We start from the raw sequence: 24,358 nt of genomic DNA, 5'->3' as shown, positions 1-24,358 counted from the left end.
GATGTGTTGGCGAGCAACGACGCGTATCAGGATAAGGCGTTGGAGGGGTTCACGATGTTCGCCCTGAATCAGGGTGAGGTGTGTACGTGTCCGTCGCGGTCGTTGATTCAGGCTGATATTTATGACGAGTTTTTGGCGTTGGCGGCGATCCGGACGAAGGCGGTGCGTCAGGGGGATCCTCTTGATACCGAGACGATGATCGGTGCGCAGGCNTCCAATGATCAGTTGGAGAAGATTCTGTCCTATATCGAGATCGGTAAGGGTGAGGGTGCCCAGGTGCTCACTGGTGGTGAGCGTGCCGAGCTTGGTGGGGATCTGGGTGGTGGTTTTTATGTGGCGCCGACGATTTTCACTGGGCATAACAAGATGCGGATTTTCCAGGAGGAGATTTTCGGGCCGGTGGTGGCGGTGACGTCGTTCACTGATTATGCGGATGCGATCGCGCAGGCCAATGACACGTTGTATGGGTTGGGTGCGGGGGTGTGGAGTCGTAGCGGTAATACCGCGTATCGGGCGGGTCGNGATATCAAGGCNGGTCGGGTGTGGACGAATTGTTATCACCAGTACCCGGCGCATGCGGCGTTCGGTGGGTACAAGCAGTCCGGTATCGGCCGGGAGAACCACAAGATGATGCTCGATCATTACCAGCAGACCAAGAACCTGCTGGTCAGCTACAGCGAAAACGCCGCCGGNGCGCATGCGGCGTTCGGTGGGTACAAGCAGTCCGGTATCGGCCGGGAGAACCACAAGATGATGCTCGATCATTACCAGCAGACCAAGAACCTGCTGGTCAGCTACAGCGAAAACGCCGCCGGCTTCTTCTGATCCACGCCGGAGGATGCTGCCATGTCTCAAGCAACCAGGGTGCTGATCACCCGGGGTGCCGCCGACCTCGTGCTACGTCTGCAGAACCGGTACGGCGCGTTGATGTTTCACCAGTCCGGCGGCACCTCTGACGGATCGTCTCCGATGTGCTACCCGGTGGGCGAGTACGCGATCGGGGACAGCGATGTGCTGCTCGGTGTGCTCGACGTGGTCTCCGAGCGCCAACCCTATGGTGTTCCGGTCTGGCTTTCCGGTCCGCAGTACACGGTGTGGGAACACAGCCAGTTGGTGATCGACGTGGTGCCCGGCCGTGCCGCGGGGTTCAGTCTGGAAGCATCAGTCGGCCTGCGCTTCCTGTCTCGGGCGCGCGTCGTGCCGGAGCGAAACGCCGCGGTGCTGCCGCGCTCCGTGCGAGGATGCATCGTGACTTCCGGCGCCGCCGAGCAGGGGGCGCGACGGTAGCGAATCCCGAAGATGTTCGAGTTCAATCACCTTCGAAGATGAGGAGCAGTGTTGCCCGATTTCGTCGCAGCCATAGATCAGGGCACCACCAGTACCCGCGCCATGATCTTCGATCACGCCGGTGCCGAGGTGGGGCGGCATCAACTCGAACACGAACAGATCCTGCCGCAGGCCGGCTGGGTGGAACACAACCCGGTGGAGATCTGGGAGCGCACCGCGTCGGTGCTCACCTCGGTGCTCAACAACACCAATCTGCAGCCCAATGACATTGCAGCGCTGGGTATCACCAACCAGCGAGAGACCACGCTGGTGTGGAACAAGAAGACCGGCAGGCCGTACTACAACGCCATCGTCTGGCAGGACACCCGCACCGATCGCATCGCCTCGGCGCTGGACCGCGACGGACGTGGTGATGTCATCCGCCGCAAAGCAGGTCTGCCCCCGGCCACGTACTTCTCCGGCGGCAAGATCCAGTGGATTCTGGAGAACGTCGACGGCGTGCGCGAGGCCGCCGAAAAGGGCGACGCCCTCTTCGGCAACAGCGACAGCTGGGTGGTGTGGAATCTGACGGGTGGTCCGCGTGGCGGAGTGCACGTCACCGACGTCACCAACGCCAGCCGCACCATGCTGATGAACCTGGAAACCCTCGACTGGGACGACGAACTGCTGTCGTTCTTCGGCATTCCGCGGCAGATGCTGCCCCAGATCCGGCCGTCTTCGTCGCCGGACCCGTACGGGACGACGCTGACCGCGGGCCCGATGGGCGGCGAGGTGCCGGTGACGGGCATTCTGGGCGACCAGCAGGCCGCGATGGTCGGCCAGGTCTGCCTGGCGGCCGGTGAGGCCAAGAACACCTACGGCACAGGCAATTTCCTGTTGCTGAACACCGGTGAGAAGATCGTCCGTTCGGACAACGGGCTGCTCACCACCGTGTGCTATCAGTTCGGTGACGCGAAACCCGTTTATGCCCTTGAAGGTTCGATCGCGGTGACCGGTTCGGCCGTGCAATGGCTGCGTGATCAGCTGGGCATCATCAGCGGAGCCGCCCAAAGTGAGGCGCTGGCCCGCCAGGTCGAAGACAACGGCGGGGTGTATTTCGTGCCGGCGTTCTCCGGGCTGTTCGCGCCGTACTGGCGCTCCGATGCCCGCGGCGCGATCGTCGGCCTGTCGCGGTTCAACACCAACGCGCACGTGGCGCGGGCGACGCTGGAGGCGATCTGCTATCAGAGCCGCGACGTCGTCGATGCGATGGAAGCCGACTCGGGCGTGCACCTGGAGGTGCTCAAGGTGGACGGCGGGATCACCGCCAATGAGTTGTGCATGCAGATCCAGGCCGATGTGCTGGGGGTCGACGTGGTCAAACCCGTTGTGGCAGAGACCACCGCGTTGGGTGCCGCGTACGCCGCGGGCCTGGCTGTCGGGTTCTGGAGTGATCCGAACGACCTGCGGGCCAACTGGCAGGAGGACAAGCGGTGGTCGCCGTCCTGGTCGGAGGATCAGCGGGCGGGCGGGTACGCGGGCTGGCAGAAAGCCGTGCAGCGCACCCTGGACTGGGTGGACGTCTCCTAGCCGGGCGACGGCCCCGGTGCACGCGCCGGGGCCGTCGGTCGGCTCTACAGTGCCGCGACCCCGGCCTCGGCCACATTGACATCCTGCTCGACACTTCCCGCGCTGACGCCGATCGCACCGACCACCACACCGTCGACCGTCAGCGGAATCCCGCCGCCGAAGATGACCAGGCCGCCACATGTCTGTTCCAGGCCATAGAGTTCGGCGCCGGGTTGGGCGATCGCAGTGAGCGCACTCGTGGGAGCATTCATCAGTATCGACGTGCGTGCCTTACGGATCGAGATGTCGATACTTGCCTTGATGGCGCCGTCCATCCTGGCGAATGCCACCAGATGACCGCCGTCGTCGACGACCGCGATGTTCATCGGCTGCGCGATATCCCGGGCCTTCGCAATTGCCGCGTCGACGACTCTGGTGGCGCTTGACAGACTGATGGCGCTCATTGATGAACCTTTCGAATCGGTTTTCCCGCAATAATTTTGACGTTCACGGGGGTGTAGTCACCCGTCATCGATCATAATGGCCGCAACCGCAATGAGCAGGTGTTTCAACCTCTTCCGGCGTCGCGGCGTCAGATCCTAGCCAAAAACTCACCCATGGGCCAGGCTGTGCCCCACCCCCGGTCAGTATGCGGGCGGGAACCGGCAGAAAGCACCATCGCGCCGGGCGACTGCATAAAGACTGTGCCACAGAATCTTTGGTGGCCAAGAGAGGGTGAGTCAGTGTCGAATATCGACATCTTCGTCTGGGAGTTCCTGGGCACCGCGGTGCTGTGTCTGCTCGGGAATGGCTCGGTGGCCGCGGTGGTCCTGAAGAACTCGTTCTCCCACGGCGGTGGCGGCGACTGGGTGATCATCGTGTTGGGCTGGGGATTCGCGGTGTTCGCCGGCGCCAGTATCGCCAGTCCGTCCGGAGCGCATATCAACCCCGCGGTGACGCTGGCTGTGGCGATCTCAGGTGGTATTCCGTGGTCGTCGGTCCCGGTCTACTGGGCCGGCCAATTACTGGGTGGTTTCCTCGGCGCCTGGTTGTGCTGGGCCGCGTTCAAGTTGCAGTTCGACAAGAACGACGACAACTCCGGCACGCGGGGCATCTTCTGCACCTCGCCGGCCGTGCGGGCGATTCCGTGGAATATCGTCACCGAGGTCATCGCGACATTCGTGCTGATCTTGTGGATCCTGACCAACCCGCAGATCAACTCGACACTCGGTTACGCCGCAGTGTCTTTCGTGATCATCACCATCGGCTTCGGTCTGGGCGGCCCCACGGGCTACGCCATCAACCCGGCCCGTGACCTCGGCCCGCGCCTCGCGTACGCCCTGATGCCGATCAAGGGCAAGGCCGATGCGGGCTGGAACTACGCCTGGGTACCGGTGGTGGCCCCGCTGATCGGTGCAGCCCTGGCGGCCGGCGTGGCGCAGCTACTGCCGGCCTAGCAACGCGTCCGGGCGCAGTTCGAGGACCAGGCCATTGGGGACATCCGATCCGGATTCCCAGCCGCCTGCGACGCCGAGCATGTCCCGGATCAGGTAGACGATATCGCCGTGGGTGATGACCGCGACACGGTCGCCGGAGACGGCGATATCAGACAGCGCAGACAGCACCCGCTCGGTGGGATCCTCCAGCCGTCCAGGGGCGGCCCAACCACGTTCCCGAAACCGGACGTCGGCGGATACCGGCACCCCCAGCACGCCGGCGATGGCCCGTGCGGTCTGGGTTGCGCGCACCGCATCAGAGCTGACGATGCGGTCGATATCTTTGTCCCGCAGGGTGTTACCGGCGGCGAATGCCTGGCTCAGGCCACGTTCGGTCAACGGTGGGTGCGCGATCTGGCGCTGCATCCGGCCCTCGGCGTTCCAGGTCGACTCACCGTGGCGTACCACCCAGAGCGACGGTCCGGGCGTCAACTGCTCAGTTGTGCGGCGACCGGTCGCGCCGCTCTCCCCGCGACGAAGCCGGCCACCGCGCCGATGACGGTGGTGGCCGGTGGCCGGACCCCGGCGGCGTGCGCGGCGGTGGCGATGGTGCCCAGATCGCCGCGCAACTCGCGCTGACCGGCGAGGGTGCCATCGGCGATCACCGCTGCCGGGGTGGTGTCGGGCATACCGGCGTCGATGAGTGCCCGGGTGATCGCATTCAGGTTGCCGACCGCCATCATCAGCACGATCGTCGTATTGGTGCGGGCCAGCGCGGCGTAGTCGACCGTGCAGTCCGGATGGTCGGGAGGAACATGGCCGGAGACCACGGTGAAGCCCTGGGTGAGGCCGCGGTGGGTGACCGGGATCAGCGCCGCGGCCGGGGCGGCGATCGCCGAACTCACGCCGGGTATCACCTCCACGGTGACACCGGCCCGCACACACTCGTCGGCTTCCTCGCCGCCGCGGCCGAAGACGAATCCGTCGCCGCCCTTGAGCCGGACCACGGTGCGGCCGGCCAAGGCGTGCTCGATGAGCATCGCGTTGATCTCGTGCTGCTCGGTCCGCCGGCCGCCGGGGATCTTCGAGGCATCGATGATCTGAGCCCGGGGTGCGATGTCATGGAGTGCGCCCACGGGTGCCAGTCGGTCGGTGACGATGACATCGGCACCGGCCAGTGCGGCCCGGCCGGCGACGGTGAGCAGTCCGGGATCGCCGGGGCCGCCACCGACGATGATCACCCGGCCACGGGAGACCGTGGCGGGGGAGTCGCGCCGGGAAGCCGACCGGTCCGAGCCGATGCAGAACACGCCTTGCTGGCGGGCCAGCTCGGCGATGGTGTGATCGGTGTCCGGGATACCGGTGTAGGCGAACAACAGCTCGGCCATATCGATATCGGCCGGATGAAAATCGCGATCCCGCAACGTGATCAGACCCCGATCCGCGAGATCGAACAGATAGGACGGCGGTCGCGGGGACACCACGGTGACCACCGCGCCGGCCGCCACCAGGGCGCCGACGACGCTGAGTGCGCGGTCTTCGGCACCCACGACCGTCACCTCACGGTGACGGACGGGCAGCCGCAGTGCGATCTCGCCGTCGAGTCCGTCGGGGGCCAGGTCCGTGGCGAGGGCGTCAGACATGGTGTCCGCGCAGCACCGTCGCCACCAGCGCGGCTCGGTTGTGCACCCCGAATTTGTCCATGACGTTGTGCAGATGGAACTTGACAGTGGCCTCCGAGATGAAAAGGGTTCCTGCGATCGCGCGGTTGTCCAGTCCGTTGGTGAGCAGTCCGAGCACCTCGCCTTCGCGCCGGGTCAGCAAACGGGCGTAGCCAGGCTCCGCCTGGGCCCGCAGTTCGTCGATCAAGGTATCTGCGCTGCGCGCATCGAGGGCGTGGTGACCGTCGATCACCCGGAGGAAGGCTGCGCGCAGCTCGTCCGAAGGGGAACGCCGATCGACCAGACCGTCGGCGCCGGCACGGATCAGCGGCAGCGCCAGCTCGCGCGGGTCGTCCCCGTCGATCACGGCCAGCACCCTCGGTGTCGGGTCGAGCTCGGCGAGCAGAGCGGGCAGATCCGGGCCGGCCTCGGCGCCGACGACCAAGAGTTCGGGCGCCAGCTCGCGCAGCCGGTCCACCAACCCCGCGCCGCGTTGCAGATCGCCGACCAGCCGGACTGCGCCCAGCTGCGCCGCGATATGCATCAGTCCGTGCCGCAGTAGCTGGTCGTCCATCACGAGCACGGTGCGCAACACCACCGGAATGTCGAAAGATGCTGATATGTCCGGTGTTTCAGCCGATTGGTCGCTCTCGGTACTGCGCCCGACCGGGGGGAGCGGTGCGTAGCGCGTCTGAGACCAGCCCATGATTGACTCCATCCTGCCGCTGAGCGGCGAATGCTAACGCCGGGTGCGTTGCACCGGGGTTGCAAAGAGACGAAGTCAGCTCCGGGAGCCCGGGTGTGACGCGGTGGGCACCGCGAGCACACAGTCCCCACACAGACCGGACTGCGGCACCTGGTAGTACAGGCAGCAGCTGCGCCGGACGAAATGGCCGTCGCGGAAACTGCCGGTGCCGGTCAGTGCGGCGGTGTCCAGCAGCGCGCGCACCAGCGCGCGTCCCCGCATCACGCGGTCCGGCCGCGACAGCCCCAACACCGTCACCGCGCCGTTGGCGGCCGAGGTGATGTTGCCCGAGGTGATGCGCGCAGACAGGGACGTCAGCACACTCAACGTGGCGCCGAGGGAGGTCAGCGCGGACACCGCGGATGCGGCGATGACCCGGGCCGCGGCCGGGAGATCCGGGGTCGAGGTCCACACCGCGCCGGCGATGGCGAACCGCGGTGTGTGCGTGCCCGAGGGCTGCCAGCGCACCGACCGCTCATCGAGGACCGGGACCACGCCGAAGCACACCGCCGAACCGATGACCGGAGACAGCAGCCGGGCGGCCACTCCCAGCTGGAACGACGACGCGGCAACGCGGAGCGGGATCTGTCCGCTCGGACGGCCTGTCGCCGCGGCGATCGCGAGACGGGTGCGCTCCACATGGTCACTCAGCATCGCATCGGCGAAAAGCTCTGGCAGCGGCAACCATTCGTCCCCGCTGTGGACGGGCAGCGCGAAGTACTCGCCGAGTTCTGCCAGTTCGGCGAGATACCCGGCGCCGTCGTCGCGACCTGCCGGTGCCGGACTGGCGTTCATGGTGCGGCCACGCTAGCCCGCGGTGGGGCGCCACCGCCAGGTGCGTCGGGAAAACCCGCCCGCCGCGGTAGTGCGGTACCTCACCGAACGGCCGGGCCGGACCGCGGAGGGCCCGGAACTGGACAAATGCCGGTGATCTTCGCTGCAACCTCGGTGCAACGTGACACAAGACACAATGGGCGAGTCGAGGCCGGTCCGTGTCACGAATATGGACCTGGAAATACGGATGAAGGTGGCCCATTCGTGGGTCATCCCTCAGTTGGGAGCAGCACATGACGGAACCGACCCTGGACCCCGCGACGGACTATCCGCTGAGTGTCCACCGGCGCGATCTGTTGTTCACCCCCAACGGCAAATCGATCGAGGACATCACGATCGATGCCGTCGTCGCCGGTGACATCCAGGCGACCGATCTGCGCATCACCCCCGACACCCTGCGTCTGCAGGCCCAGATCTCCGAACGGGTGGGGCGGCCGCAGCTCGGGGCGAACCTGCGGCGCGCGGCCGAGATGACCGCGATCTCCGATGAGCGGGTGCTGCAGATCTACAACGCGCTGCGGCCCAACGCGTCGTCCAAATCCGAGCTCGACTCGATCGCCGACGAGCTGACCACGCAGTACAACGCGACCCACCTCGCCGACCTGGTGCGTGAGGCCGCCGACGTGTACGAGCGCCGCGACCTGCTGGCCAAGAGCGAATAGGAGACAACCGATGACTGCAGTAGTACCGAACCCGGTCGCCGAGACCGCCACCGTGCGGCACTCGCTGCGCACCCAGGCCCTGGAGGCGCGACCGGTCAACCTCGACGGATTCGTCGAGGAATGGCCCGAGGTCGGCATGGTCGCGATGGACAGCCCCTTCGACCCGCAGCCGAGCGTGCGGGTGGAGAACGGCCTGATCGTCGAGATGGACGGCACCGCACGCGCCGACTTCGACTCGATCGACCAGTTCATCGCCGACAAGGCGATCGATGTCGAGACCACCGAGCAGTCGATGGCCATTCCGGCCGCCGAGATCGCCGGCATGCTGGTCGATCCGGGTGTCACCCGCGATGAGGTCCTCGCGGTGACCAAGGGGCTCACCCCGGCGAAGCTGCTCGCGGTGGCCAAGAACCTCAACATCGTCGAGATCATGATGGGCATGCAGAAGATGCGGGCCCGCCGCACGCCGGCCAACCAGGCGCACTGCACCAGTGCCAGGGACAACCCGTTGCAGGTCGCGTGCGAGGCGGCCGAGGCCACCCTGCGCGGATTCGCCGAAGTGGAGACCACGCTGGGTGTGGTCCGCTACGCGCCGTTGGTGGCCATGGCCCAGGCCATCGGCAGCCAGGCCGGTGCGGAGGGGCCGCAGACCCAGTGTGCCCTGGAGGAGGCCACCGAACTCGATCTCGGGATGCGCGGTATCACCGGATACGCCGAGACCATCTCGGTGTACGGCACCGAACCGGTCTTCGTCGACGGTGACGACACCCCCTGGTCGAAGGCGTTCCTGGCGGCCGCCTACGCGTCGCGCGGTATCAAGATGCGGTTCACCTCCGGTACCGGATCCGAGGTGCAGATGGGTAATGCGCAGGGAAAGTCCATGCTGTACCTGGAGATCCGCTGCATCCTGGTGACCAAGGGCGCCGGCGTGCAGGGCCTGCAGAACGGCTCGATCTCCTGTATCGGCGTGCCGGGAGCGGTGCCCGGCGGCATCCGCGCGGTGGCCGCCGAGAACCTCATCGCCTCCGCGGTGGATCTGGAGTGCGCGTCCGGTAACGATCAGTCGTTCTCGCATTCCCCGATGCGTCGCACCGCCCGGCTGATGCCGCAGATGATGCCGGGCACCGACTTCGTGTGCTCGGGCTACTCCGCGGTGCCCAACTACGACAACATGTTCGCCGGGTCCAATGTCGACAGCGACGATTTCGACGACTTCAACACCATTCAGCGTGACCTGCAGATCGACGGCGGCCTGCGACATGTGAAGGAGTCCGAGATCCTCGCGGCGCGCACCCGCGCGGCCGAGGCGCTGCAGGCGGTGTTCCGCTACCTCGACCTGCCGCCCATCACGGACAACGAGATCGAGACGGCCGTGTACGCCAACGGAAGTCAAGACCTGATCCCGCGCGATGTGCTGGAGGACCTCAAGGGTGCCCAGCAGGTGATGGACCGCAACATCACCGGTCTGGATCTGGTGAAGGCGCTGGAGGCGAGTGGTTTCTCCGATATCGCCGAACGGATGTTGTCCAGCCTGCGTCAGCGGGTGTCCGGTGACCTGCTGCAGACCTCGGCCATCCTCACCAAGGACGGGCCGCTGTCGGCGATCAACGATGCCAACGACTACGCGGGACCCGGCACCGGGTACCGCCCGTCGGGTGCCCGGTGGGAAGAGATGAAACGACTGCGCCACGTCACGAGCGCATCGAACCCGGAAACAGAGGTGGAATAGCCGTGTCGGCCAATGATGTTCAGCGGGACCTGACCTTCACCGAGATCGGCCCGGCCGCGCGCGGCACGCGGCCCGACGAGGTGGTCATCGCGATCTCGCCGGGCTTCGGTGAACTGTTCAGCAAGACCATCGTCGACATCCCGCTGTCCGAGGTGATCCGCCAGGTACTGGCCGGCATCGAGGAACAGGAGGTCAGCGCACGGGTCATCCGGGTCCGCAATTCATCCGACCTGGCGGCCATGTCCCACACCGCGGCCCGGCTGTCCGGATCGGGTATCGGAATCGGCATCCTCTCGCGCGGCACCTCGATGATCCACCAGCGCGACCTGCCGCGGCTGTCCAGCCTCGAACTGTTCCCGCAGTGCCCGCTGCTGACACTGCAGACCTACCGGCAGATCGGGTCCAACGCGGCGCAGTACGCCAAAGGGGAGTCGCCGGAACCGGTTCCGACGCTCAACGATCAGATGGCCCGGCCCCGCTGGCAGGCCAAGGCCGCGCTGCTGCACCTGAAAGAGACCGAACTGGTTCGCAAGGATGCGAAGGCCATCGAGGTCATGCCGGTGTTCTCCGCGGCTGCGGTGGGTTGATACGGGTTTCGGGCTTGGAGAACGACGGAGCTACCCGCACGGTCGTCGGGGTGGACATCGGAAACTCCACCACCGAGGCCAGTCTGGCCACGATCGACGCCGACGGCGCGCCGGCGTTCATCGGGGTCGCGCTGACCCGGACCACCGGCATCAAAGGCACGGTCAAGAACGTCGAAGGTGTCGCCAAGGCAGTGGTCTGGTCCTTGCAGGGCGCCGGTCTTGCGCTTGCCGACCTCGACCTGGTGCTGCTCAACGAGGCGACGCCGGTGATCAGCGGACTGGCGATGGAGACGATCACCGAGACCATCATCACCGAATCGACGATGATCGGTCATGACCCGCGCACCCCGGGCGGCCGCGGACTGGGTGTCGGCACCATCGTCGAGTTCGCGGCCCTGGCCGAGATCACGACCGGTGAACCGATCATCCCGGTGGTACCCGGCAACGTCGACTTCGACCTCGTCGCGGCCACCATCAATGCGGCGGCCCACCGTGGGGTCGAGATCACCGGGGCCATCCTGTGCAATGACGACGCGGTGCTGGTGTCCAATCGGTTGGAGACCAAGATCCCGATCATCGACGAGGTGTCGCGCATCGAGGCCGTCCCGCGTGGCATGATCGCCGCCGTCGAGGTGGCCGCACCGGGTCAATCCATCAGAACATTGTCGAATGCCTATGGCCTGGCCACGATTTTCGGCCTGGACCCGGAGCAGACCAGGGTGGTCTCGCCCGTGGCGCGGGCTCTCACCGGCAACCGGTCGGCGGTCGTGGTGCGCACGCCGTCGGGCGATGTCGCCGATCGGACCATCCCGGCCGGTGCGCTCAGCCTGATCGGCGCGAAGAAGACCGCCACCATCGACGTATCCCGCGGCGCAACGGAATTGATGGCCGCGGTCGAACGGGTCAGCCCACTTGTCGACGTCACCGGCGAAGCCGGGACGAATTCGGGCGGCATGATCGCCAATGTCCGGCAGAGCATGGCCGACCTGTCCCACCACGCCCTGGCCGACGTGCGGATTCAGGACCTGCTGGCCATCGACACCGCTGTGCCGCAAGAGGTTCGCGGTGGTGTCGCGGGTGAGGTGGCGCTGGAGAACGCCGTCGCGCTGGCGGCCATGGTGCGCACCAAGGAAAGCGGGATGAAGGCCGTCGCCGACGCGGTCGCGGCACATCTGCGCGCGGCAGGCGCCACGAATGTCGACGTCGTCGTCGGCGGTGTCGAAGCCGAGATGGCGGTTCTCGGGGCGCTCACCACGCCCGGTACCGACAAGCCGCTGGTGGTGCTCGACCTCGGCGGCGGTTCCACCGATGCCGCGGTGATCCAGGCCGACGGCAGCACCGACGCCACCCACTTGGCCGGTGCGGGTGACCTGGTCACCAAACTCATCGATGCCGAACTGGGCCTGGACAACCTGGAACTGGCCGAGGAGATCAAACGCTGCCCACTGGGCAAGGCGGAGAGCTTCTTTCACATCCGGTTGGAGAACGGCACCGTCCAGTTCTTCGAAAAGCCGCTTCCGGCCACAGCATTCGCCCGGGTGGTGGCACTCGGCGATACCGGGATGAGCCCCATTCCCACTCGGCACTCCCTGGATCGCATCCGCACCGTACGCAGGACCGCGAAAGAGCGGGTCTTCGTGGTGAACGCCCTGCGGGCGCTGCGCAGCATCGCCCCCGGTGGAGATCTACGGCAGATCGGCTTCGTGGTGCTACTCGGTGGTTGCGCGCTGGACTTCGAGATCCCGCAGCAGATCGCCGATGCCGTCGCCCCGTACGGAATCGTCTGCGGCACCGGTAATGTCCGCGGCACGGAAGGTCCGCGCAACGCCGTGGCCTCCGGACTGGTCGCGTCGTACGCGGCGACGGCATCCCGACTGGGGGTCGGCGCCCATGCTTAAGGGTGGTCAGCCGGAGCCGCCGGTGATCGTCGTGATGAGCTGCGGCGCCGACGCTGTCGTGAACGAGGTGCTCGCGGGCATCGAGGAGGAGGGTGTGCCCGCCGTGGTGGAACACCGTCGCGACGACCAGGACGCGCACGCGCTGGCCCGGCTGGCCGCGCAGGTGTCCACGTTGGAGGTGGGTGTCGGGATCGACGCGCTCGGCCGGATCAGCGTGGCACACCAGAAGGTGACCGGGGCGACGCCCGGGCTGTTCAGCGGGGCCGCCGCACCCGCCGAGGTGGCCCGTGCGTTGGGCCACAACGCAGCCCGCATCGTGGTCGGCGTACCCCTGCGTGCGGTGGCCCCATGACCCTCGGCGAAGACGGCTTGATCCACGCCGACGCCATCCGGGTGCTCAATGAGCTGAACGAGACGACGAAGGCGCAGCAGGCGTTTCTCAAGAGCTGCGGCGACGCCGCCTGGATCGGCGACGACGACCGCCGGGCCATCCGGTGGTTACTGACCGCGCTCGTCGAGCACCGCCGCCGGCTGCGCACCGCCGCCCGGATGTGGCGCGCCATGGGCCACGACGAACCGGCCGGCCGCGCCCTGGTCGCGGTCACCGTGGACCTGCTCGATGAGAACCGTTCCTTCACCCCGTTCGTCGCACAGTGGCGCGAAGCCGTGGTGGGACGGGTATCGCTGGAGCGGAATGACTTCTGGCGCAGCATGATCGAGCTGGCCCAATCGAATCTGACCGAAGCGCGCGACGGCGCTACGCTCTGCCTGGCCGGCCGTCGTCGGGCGTGAGACCCAGAGAAACAGTGGAGGTATGCCCCGTCATGGGCGATTACAGGGAGCTCTACCAAGCCAGCATCAAGGACCCTGCAGGGTTCTGGGCGCAGGCCGCCGACGCGGTGACGTGGACCCGCCGGCCCGAAAGGGTGCTCGACGACACCAATCCGCCGTTCTATCGGTGGTTTCCGGACGGTGAGCTGAACACGTGTGTCAACGCCCTGGACCGCCATGTCGCCGACGGGCGTGCCGAGCAGCCGGCGCTGATCTACGACTCGCCGGTCTCGGGCAGCGCCCGCACGTTCAGCTACCGCGAGCTGCTCGACGAGGTGGCGCGGTTCGCCGGTGTGCTCAGCGGCCTCGGCGTGAGCAAGGGCGACCGGGTGGTCGTCTACATGCCGATGATCCCGGAAGCGGTCATCGCCATGCTGGCCTGCGCCCGTATCGGGGCGGTGCACTCCGTGGTGTTCGGCGGGTTCGCCGCGCACGAACTGGCGGCGCGCATCGACGATGCCCGCCCCGCGGTGATCGTCTCCGCATCGTGCGGAATCGAACCGTCCCGCACCGTCGCCTACAAACCGATGCTGGATGCCGCGCTGGCGGCGTCGGCGCATCCGCCTGCGCACTGCGTCATCGTGCAGCGCGAGCAGTCACCCTGTGAGCTGGTGGCCGGGCGCGACGTGGACTGGCACGAGGCGATGTTCACCGCCACACCGCACGACGCGGTGCCGGTCGCGGCCACCGATCCGCTCTACGTGCTCTACACCTCGGGCACCACCGGAAAGCCCAAGGGCGTGGTCCGCGACAACGGCGGCCATGCGGTCGCCCTGATGTGGAGCATGCGCCACATCTACGACATGGCGCCCGGCGAAGTGTTCTGGGCGGCCTCCGACGTGGGCTGGGTCGTCGGGCACTCCTACATCGTGTACGCGCCGCTGCTGCTGGGGGCCACCACGGTGCTCTACGAGGGCAAGCCGGTGGGTACCCCCGACCCCGGTGCGTTCTGGCGGGTGATCGACGAGCACCGGGTGAAGGTGTTGTTCACCGCACCGACGGCGATCCGGGCCATCCGCAAGGAAGATCCCGACGGCGCCCATCTGACCCGGTACGACCTCTCATCGCTGAAGCATCTGTTCCTGGCCGGTGAACGGCTGGACCCCGACACCTATCACTGGGCGGTGCGCAAGCTCGGCATTCCGGTGGTGGACCACTGGTGGCAGACCGAGACCGGATGGGCCATCGCCGCCAACCCGGTCGGGGTCGAGACGTTGGCGTTCAAAGCCGGGTCGCCGACCGTGCCGATGCCCGGTTACGACGTACATATCCTCACCGCGGACGGGGTGCCGTGCGGCCCGGGTGAGGAGGGCACCGTGTGCATCCGTACGCCGCTGCCGCCGGGAACCCTGCCCACCCTGTGGGGTGACGACGCCCGCTACGAGGCCTCCTATCTGTGCGAGCATCCCGGCTACTACCTCACCGGCGACGGCGGTTACCTCGACGAGGACGGCTACCTGTTCGTCATGGGCCGCATCGACGATGTGATCAACGTGGCCGGGCACCGGTTCTCCACGGGTGCGATCGAGGCTGTGCTGGCCGCCCATCCGTCGGTGGCCGAATGTGCTGTCATCGGGGTTGCCGACGAGATCAAGGGCCAGGTGCCCCGCGGGCTGGTGGTGCTCAAGGCCACCGCATCCGCAGAGGGCCTCGTGGATGAACTGATCGCGTCGGTCCGCAACGAGATCGGCGCGGTCGCCAGCTTCAAACTGGTCGACATCGTGCCCGCACTGCCGAAGACGAGGTCGGGCAAGATCCTGCGCAAGGCGATGCGCGGTATCGCGCACGGCAAGGACGAGCCGCTGCCCTCGACCATCGAGGATCCGTCGGTACTGCACGCGCTGCGCCCGATTCTGGCGCCCTGAGCCGGCCCTTTCCGCGCACACGCTCACGTTGGGCGTTTTGACCTGCGGTGACAGCTCCCGGTAAGCTGCTCCGTTGGTGTGCGCCGCCCCCGCAAGGGGAGGTGGTTCCCAGGTCAACGTCGGTCGCTGGGATACCGACGGGCGTGCACCGGACCGGCAACCAACCCGAGAAGAGAAGGTGGCAACTGTGCCTACTTACACGCCGAAGGCGGGTGACACCACGCGTCAGTGGCATGTCATCGACGCCCAAGACGTGGTGCTCGGCCGGCTCGCCGTGGAAGCAGCCAAGCTGCTCCGTGGCAAGCACAAGCCGACATTCACGCCCAATGTCGATGGTGGCGATTTCGTCATCATCATCAACGCCGAGAAGGTCGCCGTCAGCGGCGACAAGCTCAACAACAAGTTCGCTTACCGCCACTCGGGTTACCCCGGCGGTCTGCGTAAGCGCACCATCGGCGAGCTGCTGGAGAAGCACCCGACCCGCGTCGTCGAGAACGCGATCGTCGGCATGCTCCCGCACAACAAGCTCAGCCGTCAGATTCAGAAGAAGCTGAAGGTGTACGCCGGCCCGGATCATCCGCATGCCGCGCAGCAGCCGGTTCCGTTCGAGATCAAGCAGGTGGCCCAATGAGTGAACTGACTGGGACCGAGTCCGAGGTGACCGAGGTGACCGAAGAGGTCTTCGAGGAGTCCCCCGAGACCGGTGAAACCACCGAGGTCTTCGAGGAGGCTGTCATCGAAGAGGCCGCTCCGCGTGAGCCGGTCTACCTCGACCGCCCGATCCAGACCGTCGGCCGCCGTAAGGAGGCCGTGGTCCGCGTGCGTCTGGTGCCCGGCACCGGCAAGTTCCACCTGGACGGCCGCACGCTGGAGGCCTACTTCCCGAACAAGGTGCACCAGCAGCTGATCAAGGCTCCGCTGGTGACCGTCGATCGGGTGGACAGCTTCGACGTGTACGCCCACCTCGATGGTGGCGGCCCGTCCGGGCAGGCGGGCGCGCTGCGCCTGGCCATCGCCCGTGCGCTGATCCTGGTCCAGCCCGAGGATCGCCCGGCCCTGAAGAAGGCCGGCTTCCTCACCCGGGACCCGCGTGCCATCGAGCGCAAGAAGTACGGCCTCAAGAAGGCCCGTAAGGCGCCGCAGTACAGCAAGCGCTGATCGTTTCTGCTCGTGGGCGGGCGTGTCGCACTATGGACACGCCCGCCTTCGGCATTTCATGGAGAGTGTGCGGGGCCGCACCGGAGGAGGACCAAACGAAGATGCGTCGACTTTTCGGCACCGACGGTGTGCGTGGCGTCGCCAATCGTGAGCTGACCGCGGAGCTGGCGCTCGCGCTGGGTTCGGCGACGGCCCGGCTCGGCAACGTCACCGGCACCCGGCGCCGGGTCGCGGTGGTGGGACGGGATCCGCGGGCCAGCGGGGAGATGCTGGAAGCCGCCGTCATCGCCGGCTTGACCGCCGAGGGTGTCGACGCCCTGCGGGTCGGAGTCCTGCCCACCCCCGCCGTCGCGTACCTCACCAACGCCTACGACGCCGACTTCGGCGTGATGATCTCGGCCTCCCACAACGCGATGCCCGACAACGGCATCAAGATCTTCGGCCCCGGTGGGCACAAGCTCGACGACGCCACCGAGGACCGCATCGAGGAACTGGTCAACGCCGGGCCCGGCAGTCGCCCGCTGGGCGCCGGGATCGGACGGGTGATCGACGCCGGTGACGCCTTGCAGCGCTACCTGGCGCATGTGCACCAAGCCGTCACCACCCCGCTCGACGGCCTGACCGTCGTCGTCGACTGCGCCAACGGTGCGGCGTTCGAGGCTGCCCCCCGGGCATACCGCGCCGCGGGTGCCAACGTGATCGCCCTGCACGCCGAACCCAACGGCCTCAACATCAACGACCAGTGTGGGTCCACCCATATGCAGACGTTGCAGCAGGCGGTGCTCACCCACCGCGCGGATCTGGGCCTGGCCCACGACGGTGACGCGGACCGCTGCCTGGCCGTCGACGCCCACGGTCAGATCATCGACGGCGACGCCATCATGGTGCTGCTCGCACTGGCCATGCGCGACGCCGGCGAGCTGGCGTCTCACACGCTGGTCACCACCGTGATGAGCAACCTGGGTTTGCACCTGGCGATGCGCGCCGCCGGTATCGAGGTGCGCACCACCGCGGTCGGTGACCGCTACGTGCTCGAGGAACTGCGCGACGGTGAATTCTCCCTGGGCGGTGAGCAGTCCGGTCATATCGTGCTGCCGGCGTTCGGCACCACCGGCGACGGAATCGTCACCGGCCTGCGGCTGATGTCGCGGATGGCGCAAACCCGGAGTTCGCTGGCCGAGCTGTGTCAGCCCATGCAGACGCTGCCCCAGGTGCTCATCAACGTGCAGGTGGCCGACAAGGCCACGGTGGCCCAGGCCCCCTCGGTCCAGACCGCGGTGGCCCAGGCCGAGGCCGAACTCGGAGACAGCGGGCGAATCCTGTTGCGCCCCTCCGGGACCGAGCAGGTGGTTCGTGTGATGGTGGAGGCCGCAGACGAGGACACCGCCCGCCAACTGGCGGTCCGGGTGGCCGAATCGGTGAGCGGCCACAAATAGTTTCTCTGCTCCGCAGGGAACCGATCGGGTGCCCGCCGCGTCCTAACCAAGCATGGGACACCTCACTGCCACCCGCGTCGACACCGGCTCCGTCCTGGATGCCGCGCACCGCTATGACACCGCCGCCGAATTGCTCGACACCGTGCTGCACACGCAGCTGGCTCGGCTGAACTTCGACGGGACGCGAGCCGGACGGTCCTACACCGACTCCGGTGACGCCGTCCGTGACGCCGTGCAGCGGACCTGCGCGAGACTGGCTGACTGGTCCCGCTCCGCCCGTGAGATCGCCACGCTGCTCAGGGCTTCGGTCCAGAGTTACGCCGACGCCGACGGGCGTGCGGCCCACCGGCTCGGATGACCGGCTACGACGTCGACGGCGCCCTGGCCCGGGGCGGGCCTGCCGTCGAGGTGCTCTCCGACTACGTCGCGGCCTGCCGCGCACTCGGCTGCACCGTCACCGATCCGGCCCAGCTGCACGATGCGTACACCGCCGAGGACGGTATGGACCTGGGCGCACTGGATGCCGATTGCGCGGCGATCACTGCGGCGCTGGGCACCGTTGAGGAGGCCGCCCGGCTGCAGGAGTCGGCGCAGGCGGCGCTGGCCGCGGCTTGGCAGGGGTCGGGCGCGGATATCGCCGCACAGGTCATCGCGGCACATGCGCAGTCCTCGGAGCAGACGGTCAGCGCCCTGCACCGGGTCGCCGATACGCTCACCGTATTGCGGGACGACCTCTGGCACTTGGTGACCGGTAAGGTCGCCGCCGTCCAGGACATCGAAGACCGTGCCGAACGCGCGCAGTGGTGGCCGGCCGCGCGGGCCGTCACCACGGGTGCCGGGGCCCAGGACAGTGCCAGCGAGATCGTCGACGGCAAGGTCAATCCGTTCGTGACCGTCGCGATCGGCTCCGACTGGGCCGAGGTGATGGAGTCGACGAAGCGATCGGTGCGTGACGCGTACGACACGGCCGCGGCCGGTCTTTCGGCCGATCAACCGGCAGGGTTCGGCTCCTTGGGATCTGCTGCCGGGGTGACACCCGCGGCGGCCGCGCCGCCGGTAGACGCGTTGGCTGCGGCACCGGCCCCGGCCCCGGCCCCGGCCCCGGCCCCGGCGTCGGCACCGGCACCGGCGGGTGATCCGTTCTCCGGCGGGCTGCCGTTGGGCGGCCTGGGTTCTGGAATGTCCTCGGTGGGAGGAGGTTTCACGGGTGCGGGGCAGCAGCTCGCCGATCTCCTCGGGGGACTGTTCGGCACGGGCACGGGCACGGACTCGATACCTGATGAACCGCTGGATATCGGCGAGCGGGACACCGATGAGCCGGAGCCGGACGATGATCGTGAGGAGGACGAGGGCGAGGAGGACGACGCAGACGAGGAGAGCGAGGGGGAGGGGGAGGGCGAGCCCACTCCGGTGACCGCCGAGACGACGGAAGTCCTTGGACCGGAACCCGATCCGCCCGCTGCCACGCCCGTACCCCAGCCGGTGCCGGCGGCACCGGTGGCCGCACCGATGGCAGCTGAACCCCCTCCGGAGCCGCCGCGCACCCCGTGCGAGATCGCGGCCGACGAGTTGCCGCAGGCAGGTGGGTGAACGGCGGCAGGATGTTGCCCCAATCCCATACATGAGCCGTAGTGTCTCTTCAATAGTCGATCCCCGGATCGCTCCGGCCGCTGCTGGCCAAGATCAGTGTTGCTGCTGACATCCTTGACATCATCACCGTGACGCAAGGGGAGGCTGGGGTTCGTGCGGCCGTGCGCGCCAGCGCGATCTGAACACTTGCTGTGCCTAGTATTCTACATTCGATAGATAAAAGGGGTTGGCGGCACGCTTGCCTCCGGTGAAACGAGGTGGCTTGTGGTCTGCGAATTCTGGGCCGTCGAGAACGGCTGGAGGCTCTCGAAGGGGTGGTGGGTTTCCGGCCACCCGGGCCAAGCGGCGCTGGGAGCCGACGCCTGCGCCACCACGCGGTGAGGGTTTAGTGCCACGCCCCGGCAAGCCTCTGATCAGTCGTTCGGCGGCGGTGAAGGCGGCGATTGACATCATCGGCGCCGACGGACTGCAGTCGTTCAGTATGCCGAGACTCGCCGCAGAGATGGGGGTGAAGGTCCCCTCTCTCTATCACCATTTCCGCGACAGGGCCGACATCCTGCTGGCGGTGGTGCAGTACGTCGCCGGTGCTGCGGTGGTGGCATCTGGTCGCGCTCCCGGCCCGGACTGGCCCGACCATTTCGTGGCCTTGGCCACCAGCTTCCGGCGGTCCTTCGTGCGTTACCAGAACACCGCTCCCTTGCTGCTGCACTACCGGCCGCGCGACCTTCTTCCGGGTGGATACGAAGCGGCAGCGCAGTTCCTGCATCGATCGGGGGTCCCGGTGGCGTTTCACATTCGGATTCTCGATGGAATGGAGACCTTGCTGATCGGCACGGCCATCTGCGAGATCATGAACCCGTTCTTCGACGGCGGCACGATCTTTCGCAATGTCGACCTCACTACTCAGTCCGCCCTGGCCGCGGCGGTAGAGGCATCAGGGCTGAGCGCGGAGGGGTTGCTCGAAGTGAAGGTGCGCGCCTTCCTGGCGGGCGTGACTGCGGGCTACTGTAAACCTAATACCATGAGGTATTGACGGGAATGTGCCTGCGCGCATAATCTCAGTGCTGAGGTCGGGTCGGTGCCTGTGTTCTCTGCCTGGCCATCTTCTCGATGGTCCGAGATATGTTGTCGACAAACGTCACTGGATGTCGGGTCCGGCGCGTCGGCCGCCGCCCGAAATTCGATTCGCTTGCTGGATGGGCTTGGGCGAGGCCCGCTGCCCGTGATGAAGAAGGAGGCGAAGTGACAACGATGGGCGCGCCATTGGCCGGCCTGCGGGTGGTCGACACCACCGTCGGGGAGGCCGGCCAAGTAACGCGGTTGCTGGCGGATCTGGGCGCTGATGTCGCCAAGATCGAACCGCCCGCCGGTTGCCCCGGGCGACTGCGACCACCGCTGGTCAACGGGCACAGCGTGAGCTTCGCGTTGCATCATGCAAACAAGCGCAGCGTCGTCCTCGATCCCACTGACGACGAGGACCGGCGGCGGTTCCTGGACTTGGTGGGCGCCGCCGACATCGTCGTCGACAGCGGAACGTCCGGACAGGCCGATGCGTTCGGCACGACGTGTGAAGCGCTCGCAGATCGCTTCGTCCACTTGGTGGCGATGTCGGTGACCGATTTCGGGCTGTGTGGACCGCGTTCCGGCTGGCGAGCGACCGACGCGGTACTGGTCGCCATGGCATCGGTGCTGTCCCGATCCGGGGCACCGGACGGCCCGCCGGTCCTGCCGCCGAACGGGATCGCCTCATCCACCGCCGCGGCACAAGCCGCATGGGCCGTGCTGGTCGCCTACTACCACCGGCTGCGGACAGGACGCGGCGACTACATCGACTTCTCCCGATTCGAAGCCGTTCTGCAAGCGCTAGATCCGCCGTTCGGAGCCCAGGGACAGGCCGCGGCGGCGCGGGGCCGCAGCTCGGCCCGCCGCGGTCGTCCCAGGAACCAGGACGCGTACCCGATCTTCGCATGTCGTGACGGCTGGGTCCGTATCTGCATCCTGGCTCCGCGGCAGTGGCGTGCCATGCGGTCATGGCTCGGGGAGCCGGCCGAGTTCCAGGACCCCGAATACGACACGATCAGTGCCCGCGCTGCGGACTTCCCACAGATCCGTGCCCTCATCGGCGAGTTGTTCGCCGGGCACACGGCAGCGGATCTCGTCGCGCAGGGTGCCGCACGCGGCGTACCCGTTGCGGGCATCCTGACGCCGGCCGAGGTGTTGTCCGGTGAGCATTTCAATGCCGTGTCCGCGTGGACCGAAATCGACATCGCCGACGGTACGCGTGTGACGGTGCCCGACGGCTGCGTGGTGATCGACGGCGGGCGTGCCGGCGTGCGGTGGCTCGGACCCCGCGCAGGGGAATCAGCCGCGGTGTGGGCCGACCGGCCTGCGGTGGCGGACGGCGTCGAATCCAGCCGGCGCCCGCTGGAAGGGATCCGGATCCTCGACCTCGGTGTGATCGTGGCGGGTGGCGAGTTGGGCCGGCTGTTCGCCGACATGGGCGCCGAGGTGATCAAGATCGAGAGCCCCTCTTATCCGGACGGGCTGCGGCAGGCTCGACCCGGCCAGATGATGAGCGAGTCTTTCGCCTGGACCCACCGCAACCAGTGGGGGCTGGGACTTGACCTGCGTGCGCACGGTGGGTCTGAGGTGTTCGGCAGACTGGTGCAGCGCGCCGATGCGGTCTTCGCCAACTTCAAGCCGGGAACGCTTACTTCACTGGGCTTTTCGTTCGACTCCCTGCAGCAACTGAATCCGGGGATCATCCTCACCGAGAGCAGTGCGTTCGGTGACCGCGGACCCTGGAGTTCCCGGCTCGGCTATGGCCCACTGGTGCGAGCCTCCACCGGGGTCACCCAGTTGTGGGCCAACGACGATCCCGAGGGTCGTTATCCGTTCTCGGATGCGGTGACGGTCTACCCGGACCACATCGTCGCTCGCCTGGCGGCGATCGCCACCTTGGCGGCACTGATCCGTCGACGTCGCACCGACCGGGGCGCGCACATCCATATCTCCCAAGCGGAGACCGCGGTCAGCCAACTCGATGTCCTGTACGCGGCGGACTGGGCGCGCGAGGCCGGGTCATCGGTCACCGACGACCCGGCCGTGCACGGCGTGTACCCCTGCGCCGGTGACGACGAGTGGTGCGTGATCACGATCGGCTCGGACGATGAGTGGCATTCCGTGCTGGAGGTCCTCGGGGCCACAGACATCGAGTCCGATCCTCGGTTCGCCGGCGCCGAGAATCGTGCGCGGCATCGTGCGGAGCTGACAGCACTGCTGGCCGAATTCACCCGGCGACTGGACCCGCAAAGCGCGGCAGCTGCTCTGCAGGACCGGGGGGTGGCCGCTGCGCCGATGCTGCGTGGCGCCGACATCCTCGATGAACCGCAGGTCCGGGCGCGGGGACTGTATTCGGTGATGGAGCACCCCTTGTTCGACACCGGTCTGCCCGCCGAGACCGGACCTGCACCCTATCGGCGCATCCCTCCGGCGGACCTGCGCCCTGCTCCGGTGCTGGGCGAACACACGATCGAGCTGTGCCAGACCGTCCTCAGCATGGACCGAGCCGAGATAGAACACCGCCTTGCCGACGGAGTGCTGTTCGTACCGAGCACTCCGAAACCGACTGCGCAGGAGCAACTGGCATGACCCGACCCACCGATCGGCTGTTCATCGACGGCGCCTTCCGCCAGGCCGGGAAGACCATCCCTGTCGTCGAGGCCGCCACCGGAGAGGTCTTCGCGGATGGCCCCTGCGCCACCACCTCCGATATCGATGCAGCCGTGGCCGCTGCGCACGAGAGCCCCGCGGTGCGGTGGGGGACGGCGCCGCCGGCAGAACGGGCGGAGGTGCTCAAGCGATACGCCGCCGCGTTGCGATCGCGCGCGGAGGACACCGCGCGGGTGGTCAGCCGGGAGAACGGGATGCCGATCACGTTGTCGCGGTCGGTGAACGGGATCTTCCCGGCCGCTCTGGTCGCCTACTACGCGAAGCTGATCAAGGAATGGGAACCGGAGGAGACCCGCCCCGCATTCGTCGGCCACACCATCGTGCGGCGGGAACCGGTCGGTGTGGTCGGTGCGATCACGCCGTGGAACTACCCGCAAGCGCTGGCGATCATGAAGATCGCGCCGGCGCTGGCCGCAGGCTGTCGCGTGGTGCTCAAGGCGGCGCCAGAAACCGCCTTGGATGCAATGGCATTCGCCGAAGCCGCGGTGGAGGCAGGCCTGCCGGCCGGAGTGCTGAACGTGGTACCCGGTGACACCGAGGCGGGCGCACATCTGGTGAGCCACCCGGGTGTCGACAAGGTGGCGTTCACCGGTTCCACCGGCGCGGGCCGGGTCATCGGCGCGGAATGCGGCCGGTTGATCAAGCCTGTCACTCTGGAGCTCGGCGGAAAGTCCGCGGCGATAATCCTGGACGACGCGGACCTCGACAGGACCGTTGCCGGGCTTCGTGAGGTCTCCTTCGTCAACAACGGCCAGACTTGCCATCTCAGTTCGCGCATCCTGGTGCCGAAATCCCGATACTCGGAGTTCGTCTGCGCGATCGCAGATCTGGCGAAAAGTATGACGGTGGGCGATCCGCTCGACGACGACACCGAGATCGGTCCGCTGGTCAGTGCGCGGCAACGCGACAGGGTGCTCGAGTACATCGAGATCGGCCGCGGAACGGGGGCGCGTCTGGTCGCCGGCGGTGCGGTTCCAGCTGATCGCCCGCGGGGATGGTTCGTATCACCGACGGTATTCGCTGACGTCGACAACCGCGACCGTATCGCCCAGGAAGAGATCTTCGGGCCTGTCGTCACGATCACCGTGTACGAGGGCGATGCCGAGGCAGTTCAACTCGCCAACGACACCGAGTTCGGCTTGGCCGGTACGGTGTGGTCGCAGAACAGCGATCGTGCCCTCGAGATAGCCCGGGCCATGCACACCGGCTCAGTCGGCGTCAATCACTATCAACTGGACATCCAATCGCCCTTTGGCGGTGTCAAATCCAGTGGTCTGGGCCGGGAACTCGGCCCCGAGGGATTGGACGCATATCGCGTGACAAAGTCGATGTACTGCGCCGATCCGATCGGCCGCTAGC

Annotated in this window: 24 protein-coding genes; 19 read left to right on the top strand and 5 right to left on the bottom strand. The window is 67.2% G+C overall.

Annotated elements, in window-relative coordinates; genetic code table 11:
- The 3 genes from H7J86_RS09370 to glpK all read left to right on the top strand — a co-directional run.
- Positions 1-825, top strand: an 825-nt coding sequence (locus H7J86_RS09370) for an aldehyde dehydrogenase family protein (protein ID WP_267290545.1), incomplete at its 5' end; no start/stop codon positions are given.
- A 21-nt stretch (positions 826-846) separates the two neighbouring features.
- Entirely contained in the window at positions 847-1,287 is a 441-nt protein-coding gene (locus H7J86_RS09365; RefSeq protein ID WP_267290543.1) for a DUF779 domain-containing protein, read from the top strand.
- A gap of 51 nt (positions 1,288-1,338) precedes the next feature.
- Positions 1,339-2,856: a glycerol kinase GlpK gene (gene glpK, locus H7J86_RS09360; RefSeq protein WP_187098354.1), complete on the top strand. Its 1,518-nt coding sequence runs from the start codon at positions 1,339-1,341 to the stop codon at positions 2,854-2,856.
- A 44-nt stretch (positions 2,857-2,900) separates the two neighbouring features.
- On the opposite strand, the gene H7J86_RS09355 is transcribed toward glpK, so the two are convergent.
- On the bottom strand, positions 2,901-3,299 hold the full coding sequence (locus H7J86_RS09355; protein ID WP_090363094.1) for a GlcG/HbpS family heme-binding protein: 399 nt from the start codon (positions 3,297-3,299) through the stop codon (positions 2,901-2,903).
- Positions 3,300-3,578: 279 nt separating this feature from the next.
- Between H7J86_RS09355 and H7J86_RS09350 the strand changes: the two genes are divergently transcribed.
- Positions 3,579-4,292 carry an MIP/aquaporin family protein gene (locus H7J86_RS09350; protein WP_090363096.1) on the top strand — a complete coding sequence of 238 codons (714 nt, stop codon included), beginning with the start codon at positions 3,579-3,581 and terminating at the stop codon, positions 4,290-4,292.
- On the opposite strand, the gene H7J86_RS09345 is transcribed toward H7J86_RS09350, so the two are convergent.
- The 4 genes from H7J86_RS09345 to H7J86_RS09330 form a co-directional block, all read right to left on the bottom strand.
- The gene (locus H7J86_RS09345) at positions 4,278-4,763 is read right to left on the bottom strand and encodes a histidine phosphatase family protein (protein WP_267290541.1); all 486 of its coding nucleotides are present in this window, start codon (positions 4,761-4,763) and stop codon (positions 4,278-4,280) included. The genes H7J86_RS09350 and H7J86_RS09345 overlap by 15 nt on opposite strands.
- Positions 4,760-5,914 (bottom strand): uroporphyrinogen-III C-methyltransferase, encoded by a 1,155-nt coding sequence (gene cobA, locus H7J86_RS09340; RefSeq protein ID WP_267290539.1) that lies wholly within the window; start codon positions 5,912-5,914, stop codon positions 4,760-4,762. Before cobA ends, H7J86_RS09345 begins: the two co-directional genes overlap by 4 nt.
- A complete protein-coding gene (locus tag H7J86_RS09335; protein ID WP_267290537.1) occupies positions 5,907-6,638 on the bottom strand; it encodes a response regulator transcription factor in 732 nt (243 codons plus the stop codon). Before H7J86_RS09335 ends, cobA begins: the two co-directional genes overlap by 8 nt.
- 75 nt (positions 6,639-6,713) lie before the next feature.
- Positions 6,714-7,472: a (2Fe-2S)-binding protein gene (locus H7J86_RS09330; RefSeq protein ID WP_267290535.1), complete on the bottom strand. Its 759-nt coding sequence runs from the start codon at positions 7,470-7,472 to the stop codon at positions 6,714-6,716.
- Positions 7,473-7,744: 272 nt separating this feature from the next.
- Between H7J86_RS09330 and H7J86_RS09325 the strand changes: the two genes are divergently transcribed.
- From H7J86_RS09325 to H7J86_RS09255, 15 genes are all read left to right on the top strand, one after another.
- The gene (locus H7J86_RS09325; protein WP_090363103.1) at positions 7,745-8,173 is read left to right on the top strand and encodes a diol dehydratase small subunit; all 429 of its coding nucleotides are present in this window, start codon (positions 7,745-7,747) and stop codon (positions 8,171-8,173) included.
- Positions 8,174-8,183: 10 nt separating this feature from the next.
- Positions 8,184-9,902 carry a propanediol/glycerol family dehydratase large subunit gene (locus H7J86_RS09320; RefSeq protein ID WP_187098357.1) on the top strand — a complete coding sequence of 573 codons (1,719 nt, stop codon included), beginning with the start codon at positions 8,184-8,186 and terminating at the stop codon, positions 9,900-9,902.
- Between the two features lie 2 nt (positions 9,903-9,904).
- A complete protein-coding gene (locus tag H7J86_RS09315) occupies positions 9,905-10,489 on the top strand; it encodes a propanediol/glycerol family dehydratase medium subunit (protein ID WP_308204836.1) in 585 nt (194 codons plus the stop codon).
- Positions 10,490-10,539: 50 nt separating this feature from the next.
- Positions 10,540-12,387 (top strand): diol dehydratase reactivase subunit alpha, encoded by a 1,848-nt coding sequence (locus H7J86_RS09310; protein ID WP_267290533.1) that lies wholly within the window; start codon positions 10,540-10,542, stop codon positions 12,385-12,387.
- Entirely contained in the window at positions 12,380-12,739 is a 360-nt protein-coding gene (locus H7J86_RS09305) for a glycerol dehydratase reactivase beta/small subunit family protein (protein ID WP_187098358.1), read from the top strand. Before H7J86_RS09310 ends, H7J86_RS09305 begins: the two co-directional genes overlap by 8 nt.
- Positions 12,736-13,179 (top strand): hypothetical protein, encoded by a 444-nt coding sequence (locus H7J86_RS09300; protein ID WP_267290531.1) that lies wholly within the window; start codon positions 12,736-12,738, stop codon positions 13,177-13,179. The genes H7J86_RS09305 and H7J86_RS09300 overlap by 4 nt, the downstream gene beginning before the upstream one ends.
- A 32-nt stretch (positions 13,180-13,211) precedes the next feature.
- Positions 13,212-15,083 (top strand): propionyl-CoA synthetase, encoded by a 1,872-nt coding sequence (locus tag H7J86_RS09295; RefSeq protein WP_267290529.1) that lies wholly within the window; start codon positions 13,212-13,214, stop codon positions 15,081-15,083.
- A gap of 187 nt (positions 15,084-15,270) precedes the next feature.
- Positions 15,271-15,714: a 50S ribosomal protein L13 gene (gene rplM, locus H7J86_RS09290; RefSeq protein ID WP_090363113.1), complete on the top strand. Its 444-nt coding sequence runs from the start codon at positions 15,271-15,273 to the stop codon at positions 15,712-15,714.
- On the top strand, positions 15,711-16,241 hold the full coding sequence (gene rpsI / locus H7J86_RS09285; protein ID WP_167157017.1) for a 30S ribosomal protein S9: 531 nt from the start codon (positions 15,711-15,713) through the stop codon (positions 16,239-16,241). The genes rplM and rpsI overlap by 4 nt, the downstream gene beginning before the upstream one ends.
- Positions 16,242-16,342: 101 nt before the next feature.
- Complete coding sequence (glmM, locus tag H7J86_RS09280; RefSeq protein ID WP_090363116.1) at positions 16,343-17,677, top strand: phosphoglucosamine mutase; 1,335 nt, start codon at positions 16,343-16,345, stop codon at positions 17,675-17,677.
- Positions 17,678-17,729: 52 nt separating this feature from the next.
- Positions 17,730-18,035, top strand: coding sequence for a type VII secretion target (locus tag H7J86_RS09275; protein ID WP_090363117.1), 306 nt, complete (start codon positions 17,730-17,732; stop codon positions 18,033-18,035).
- Complete coding sequence (locus H7J86_RS09270; protein WP_267290527.1) at positions 18,032-19,267, top strand: hypothetical protein; 1,236 nt, start codon at positions 18,032-18,034, stop codon at positions 19,265-19,267. Before H7J86_RS09275 ends, H7J86_RS09270 begins: the two co-directional genes overlap by 4 nt.
- 388 nt (positions 19,268-19,655) lie before the next feature.
- On the top strand, positions 19,656-20,300 hold the full coding sequence (locus H7J86_RS09265; RefSeq protein WP_267290525.1) for a TetR/AcrR family transcriptional regulator: 645 nt from the start codon (positions 19,656-19,658) through the stop codon (positions 20,298-20,300).
- Between the two features lie 218 nt (positions 20,301-20,518).
- Positions 20,519-22,918 carry a CaiB/BaiF CoA transferase family protein gene (locus tag H7J86_RS09260; RefSeq protein ID WP_267290661.1) on the top strand — a complete coding sequence of 800 codons (2,400 nt, stop codon included), beginning with the start codon at positions 20,519-20,521 and terminating at the stop codon, positions 22,916-22,918.
- Positions 22,915-24,357, top strand: a complete 1,443-nt coding sequence (locus H7J86_RS09255) for an aldehyde dehydrogenase (protein ID WP_187098364.1) — start codon at positions 22,915-22,917, stop codon at positions 24,355-24,357. The genes H7J86_RS09260 and H7J86_RS09255 overlap by 4 nt, the downstream gene beginning before the upstream one ends.
- Position 24,358 lies beyond the last annotated feature (1 nt).

The sequence above is a fragment of the Mycobacterium hackensackense genome (assembly GCF_025822555.1).
Lineage (GTDB): Bacteria > Actinomycetota > Actinomycetes > Mycobacteriales > Mycobacteriaceae > Mycobacterium > Mycobacterium fluoranthenivorans.
The sequence above is the reverse complement of the archived record's forward strand: the minus strand, read 5'-3'. Positions and strand labels throughout refer to the sequence as shown.

Excerpts from the sequence above, each read along its gene's own strand:
- H7J86_RS09365 (WP_267290543.1), top strand. The coding sequence starts at position 847 with ATGTCTCAAGCAACCAGGGTGCTGATCACCCGGGGTGCCGCCGACCTC.
- H7J86_RS09355 (WP_090363094.1), bottom strand. The coding sequence starts at position 3,299 with ATGAGCGCCATCAGTCTGTCAAGCGCCACCAGAGTCGTCGACGCGGCA.
- cobA (WP_267290539.1), bottom strand. The coding sequence starts at position 5,914 with ATGTCTGACGCCCTCGCCACGGACCTGGCCCCCGACGGACTCGACGGC.
- H7J86_RS09335 (WP_267290537.1), bottom strand. The coding sequence starts at position 6,638 with ATGGGCTGGTCTCAGACGCGCTACGCACCGCTCCCCCCGGTCGGGCGC.
- H7J86_RS09330 (WP_267290535.1), bottom strand. The coding sequence starts at position 7,472 with ATGAACGCCAGTCCGGCACCGGCAGGTCGCGACGACGGCGCCGGGTAT.
- H7J86_RS09325 (WP_090363103.1), top strand. The coding sequence starts at position 7,745 with ATGACGGAACCGACCCTGGACCCCGCGACGGACTATCCGCTGAGTGTC.
- H7J86_RS09320 (WP_187098357.1), top strand. The coding sequence starts at position 8,184 with ATGACTGCAGTAGTACCGAACCCGGTCGCCGAGACCGCCACCGTGCGG.
- H7J86_RS09305 (WP_187098358.1), top strand. The coding sequence starts at position 12,380 with ATGCTTAAGGGTGGTCAGCCGGAGCCGCCGGTGATCGTCGTGATGAGC.
- H7J86_RS09300 (WP_267290531.1), top strand. The coding sequence starts at position 12,736 with ATGACCCTCGGCGAAGACGGCTTGATCCACGCCGACGCCATCCGGGTG.
- H7J86_RS09295 (WP_267290529.1), top strand. The coding sequence starts at position 13,212 with ATGGGCGATTACAGGGAGCTCTACCAAGCCAGCATCAAGGACCCTGCA.
- rpsI (WP_167157017.1), top strand. The coding sequence starts at position 15,711 with ATGAGTGAACTGACTGGGACCGAGTCCGAGGTGACCGAGGTGACCGAA.
- glmM (WP_090363116.1), top strand. The coding sequence starts at position 16,343 with ATGCGTCGACTTTTCGGCACCGACGGTGTGCGTGGCGTCGCCAATCGT.
- H7J86_RS09275 (WP_090363117.1), top strand. The coding sequence starts at position 17,730 with ATGGGACACCTCACTGCCACCCGCGTCGACACCGGCTCCGTCCTGGAT.
- H7J86_RS09270 (WP_267290527.1), top strand. The coding sequence starts at position 18,032 with ATGACCGGCTACGACGTCGACGGCGCCCTGGCCCGGGGCGGGCCTGCC.
- H7J86_RS09260 (WP_267290661.1), top strand. The coding sequence starts at position 20,519 with ATGGGCGCGCCATTGGCCGGCCTGCGGGTGGTCGACACCACCGTCGGG.
- H7J86_RS09255 (WP_187098364.1), top strand. The coding sequence starts at position 22,915 with ATGACCCGACCCACCGATCGGCTGTTCATCGACGGCGCCTTCCGCCAG.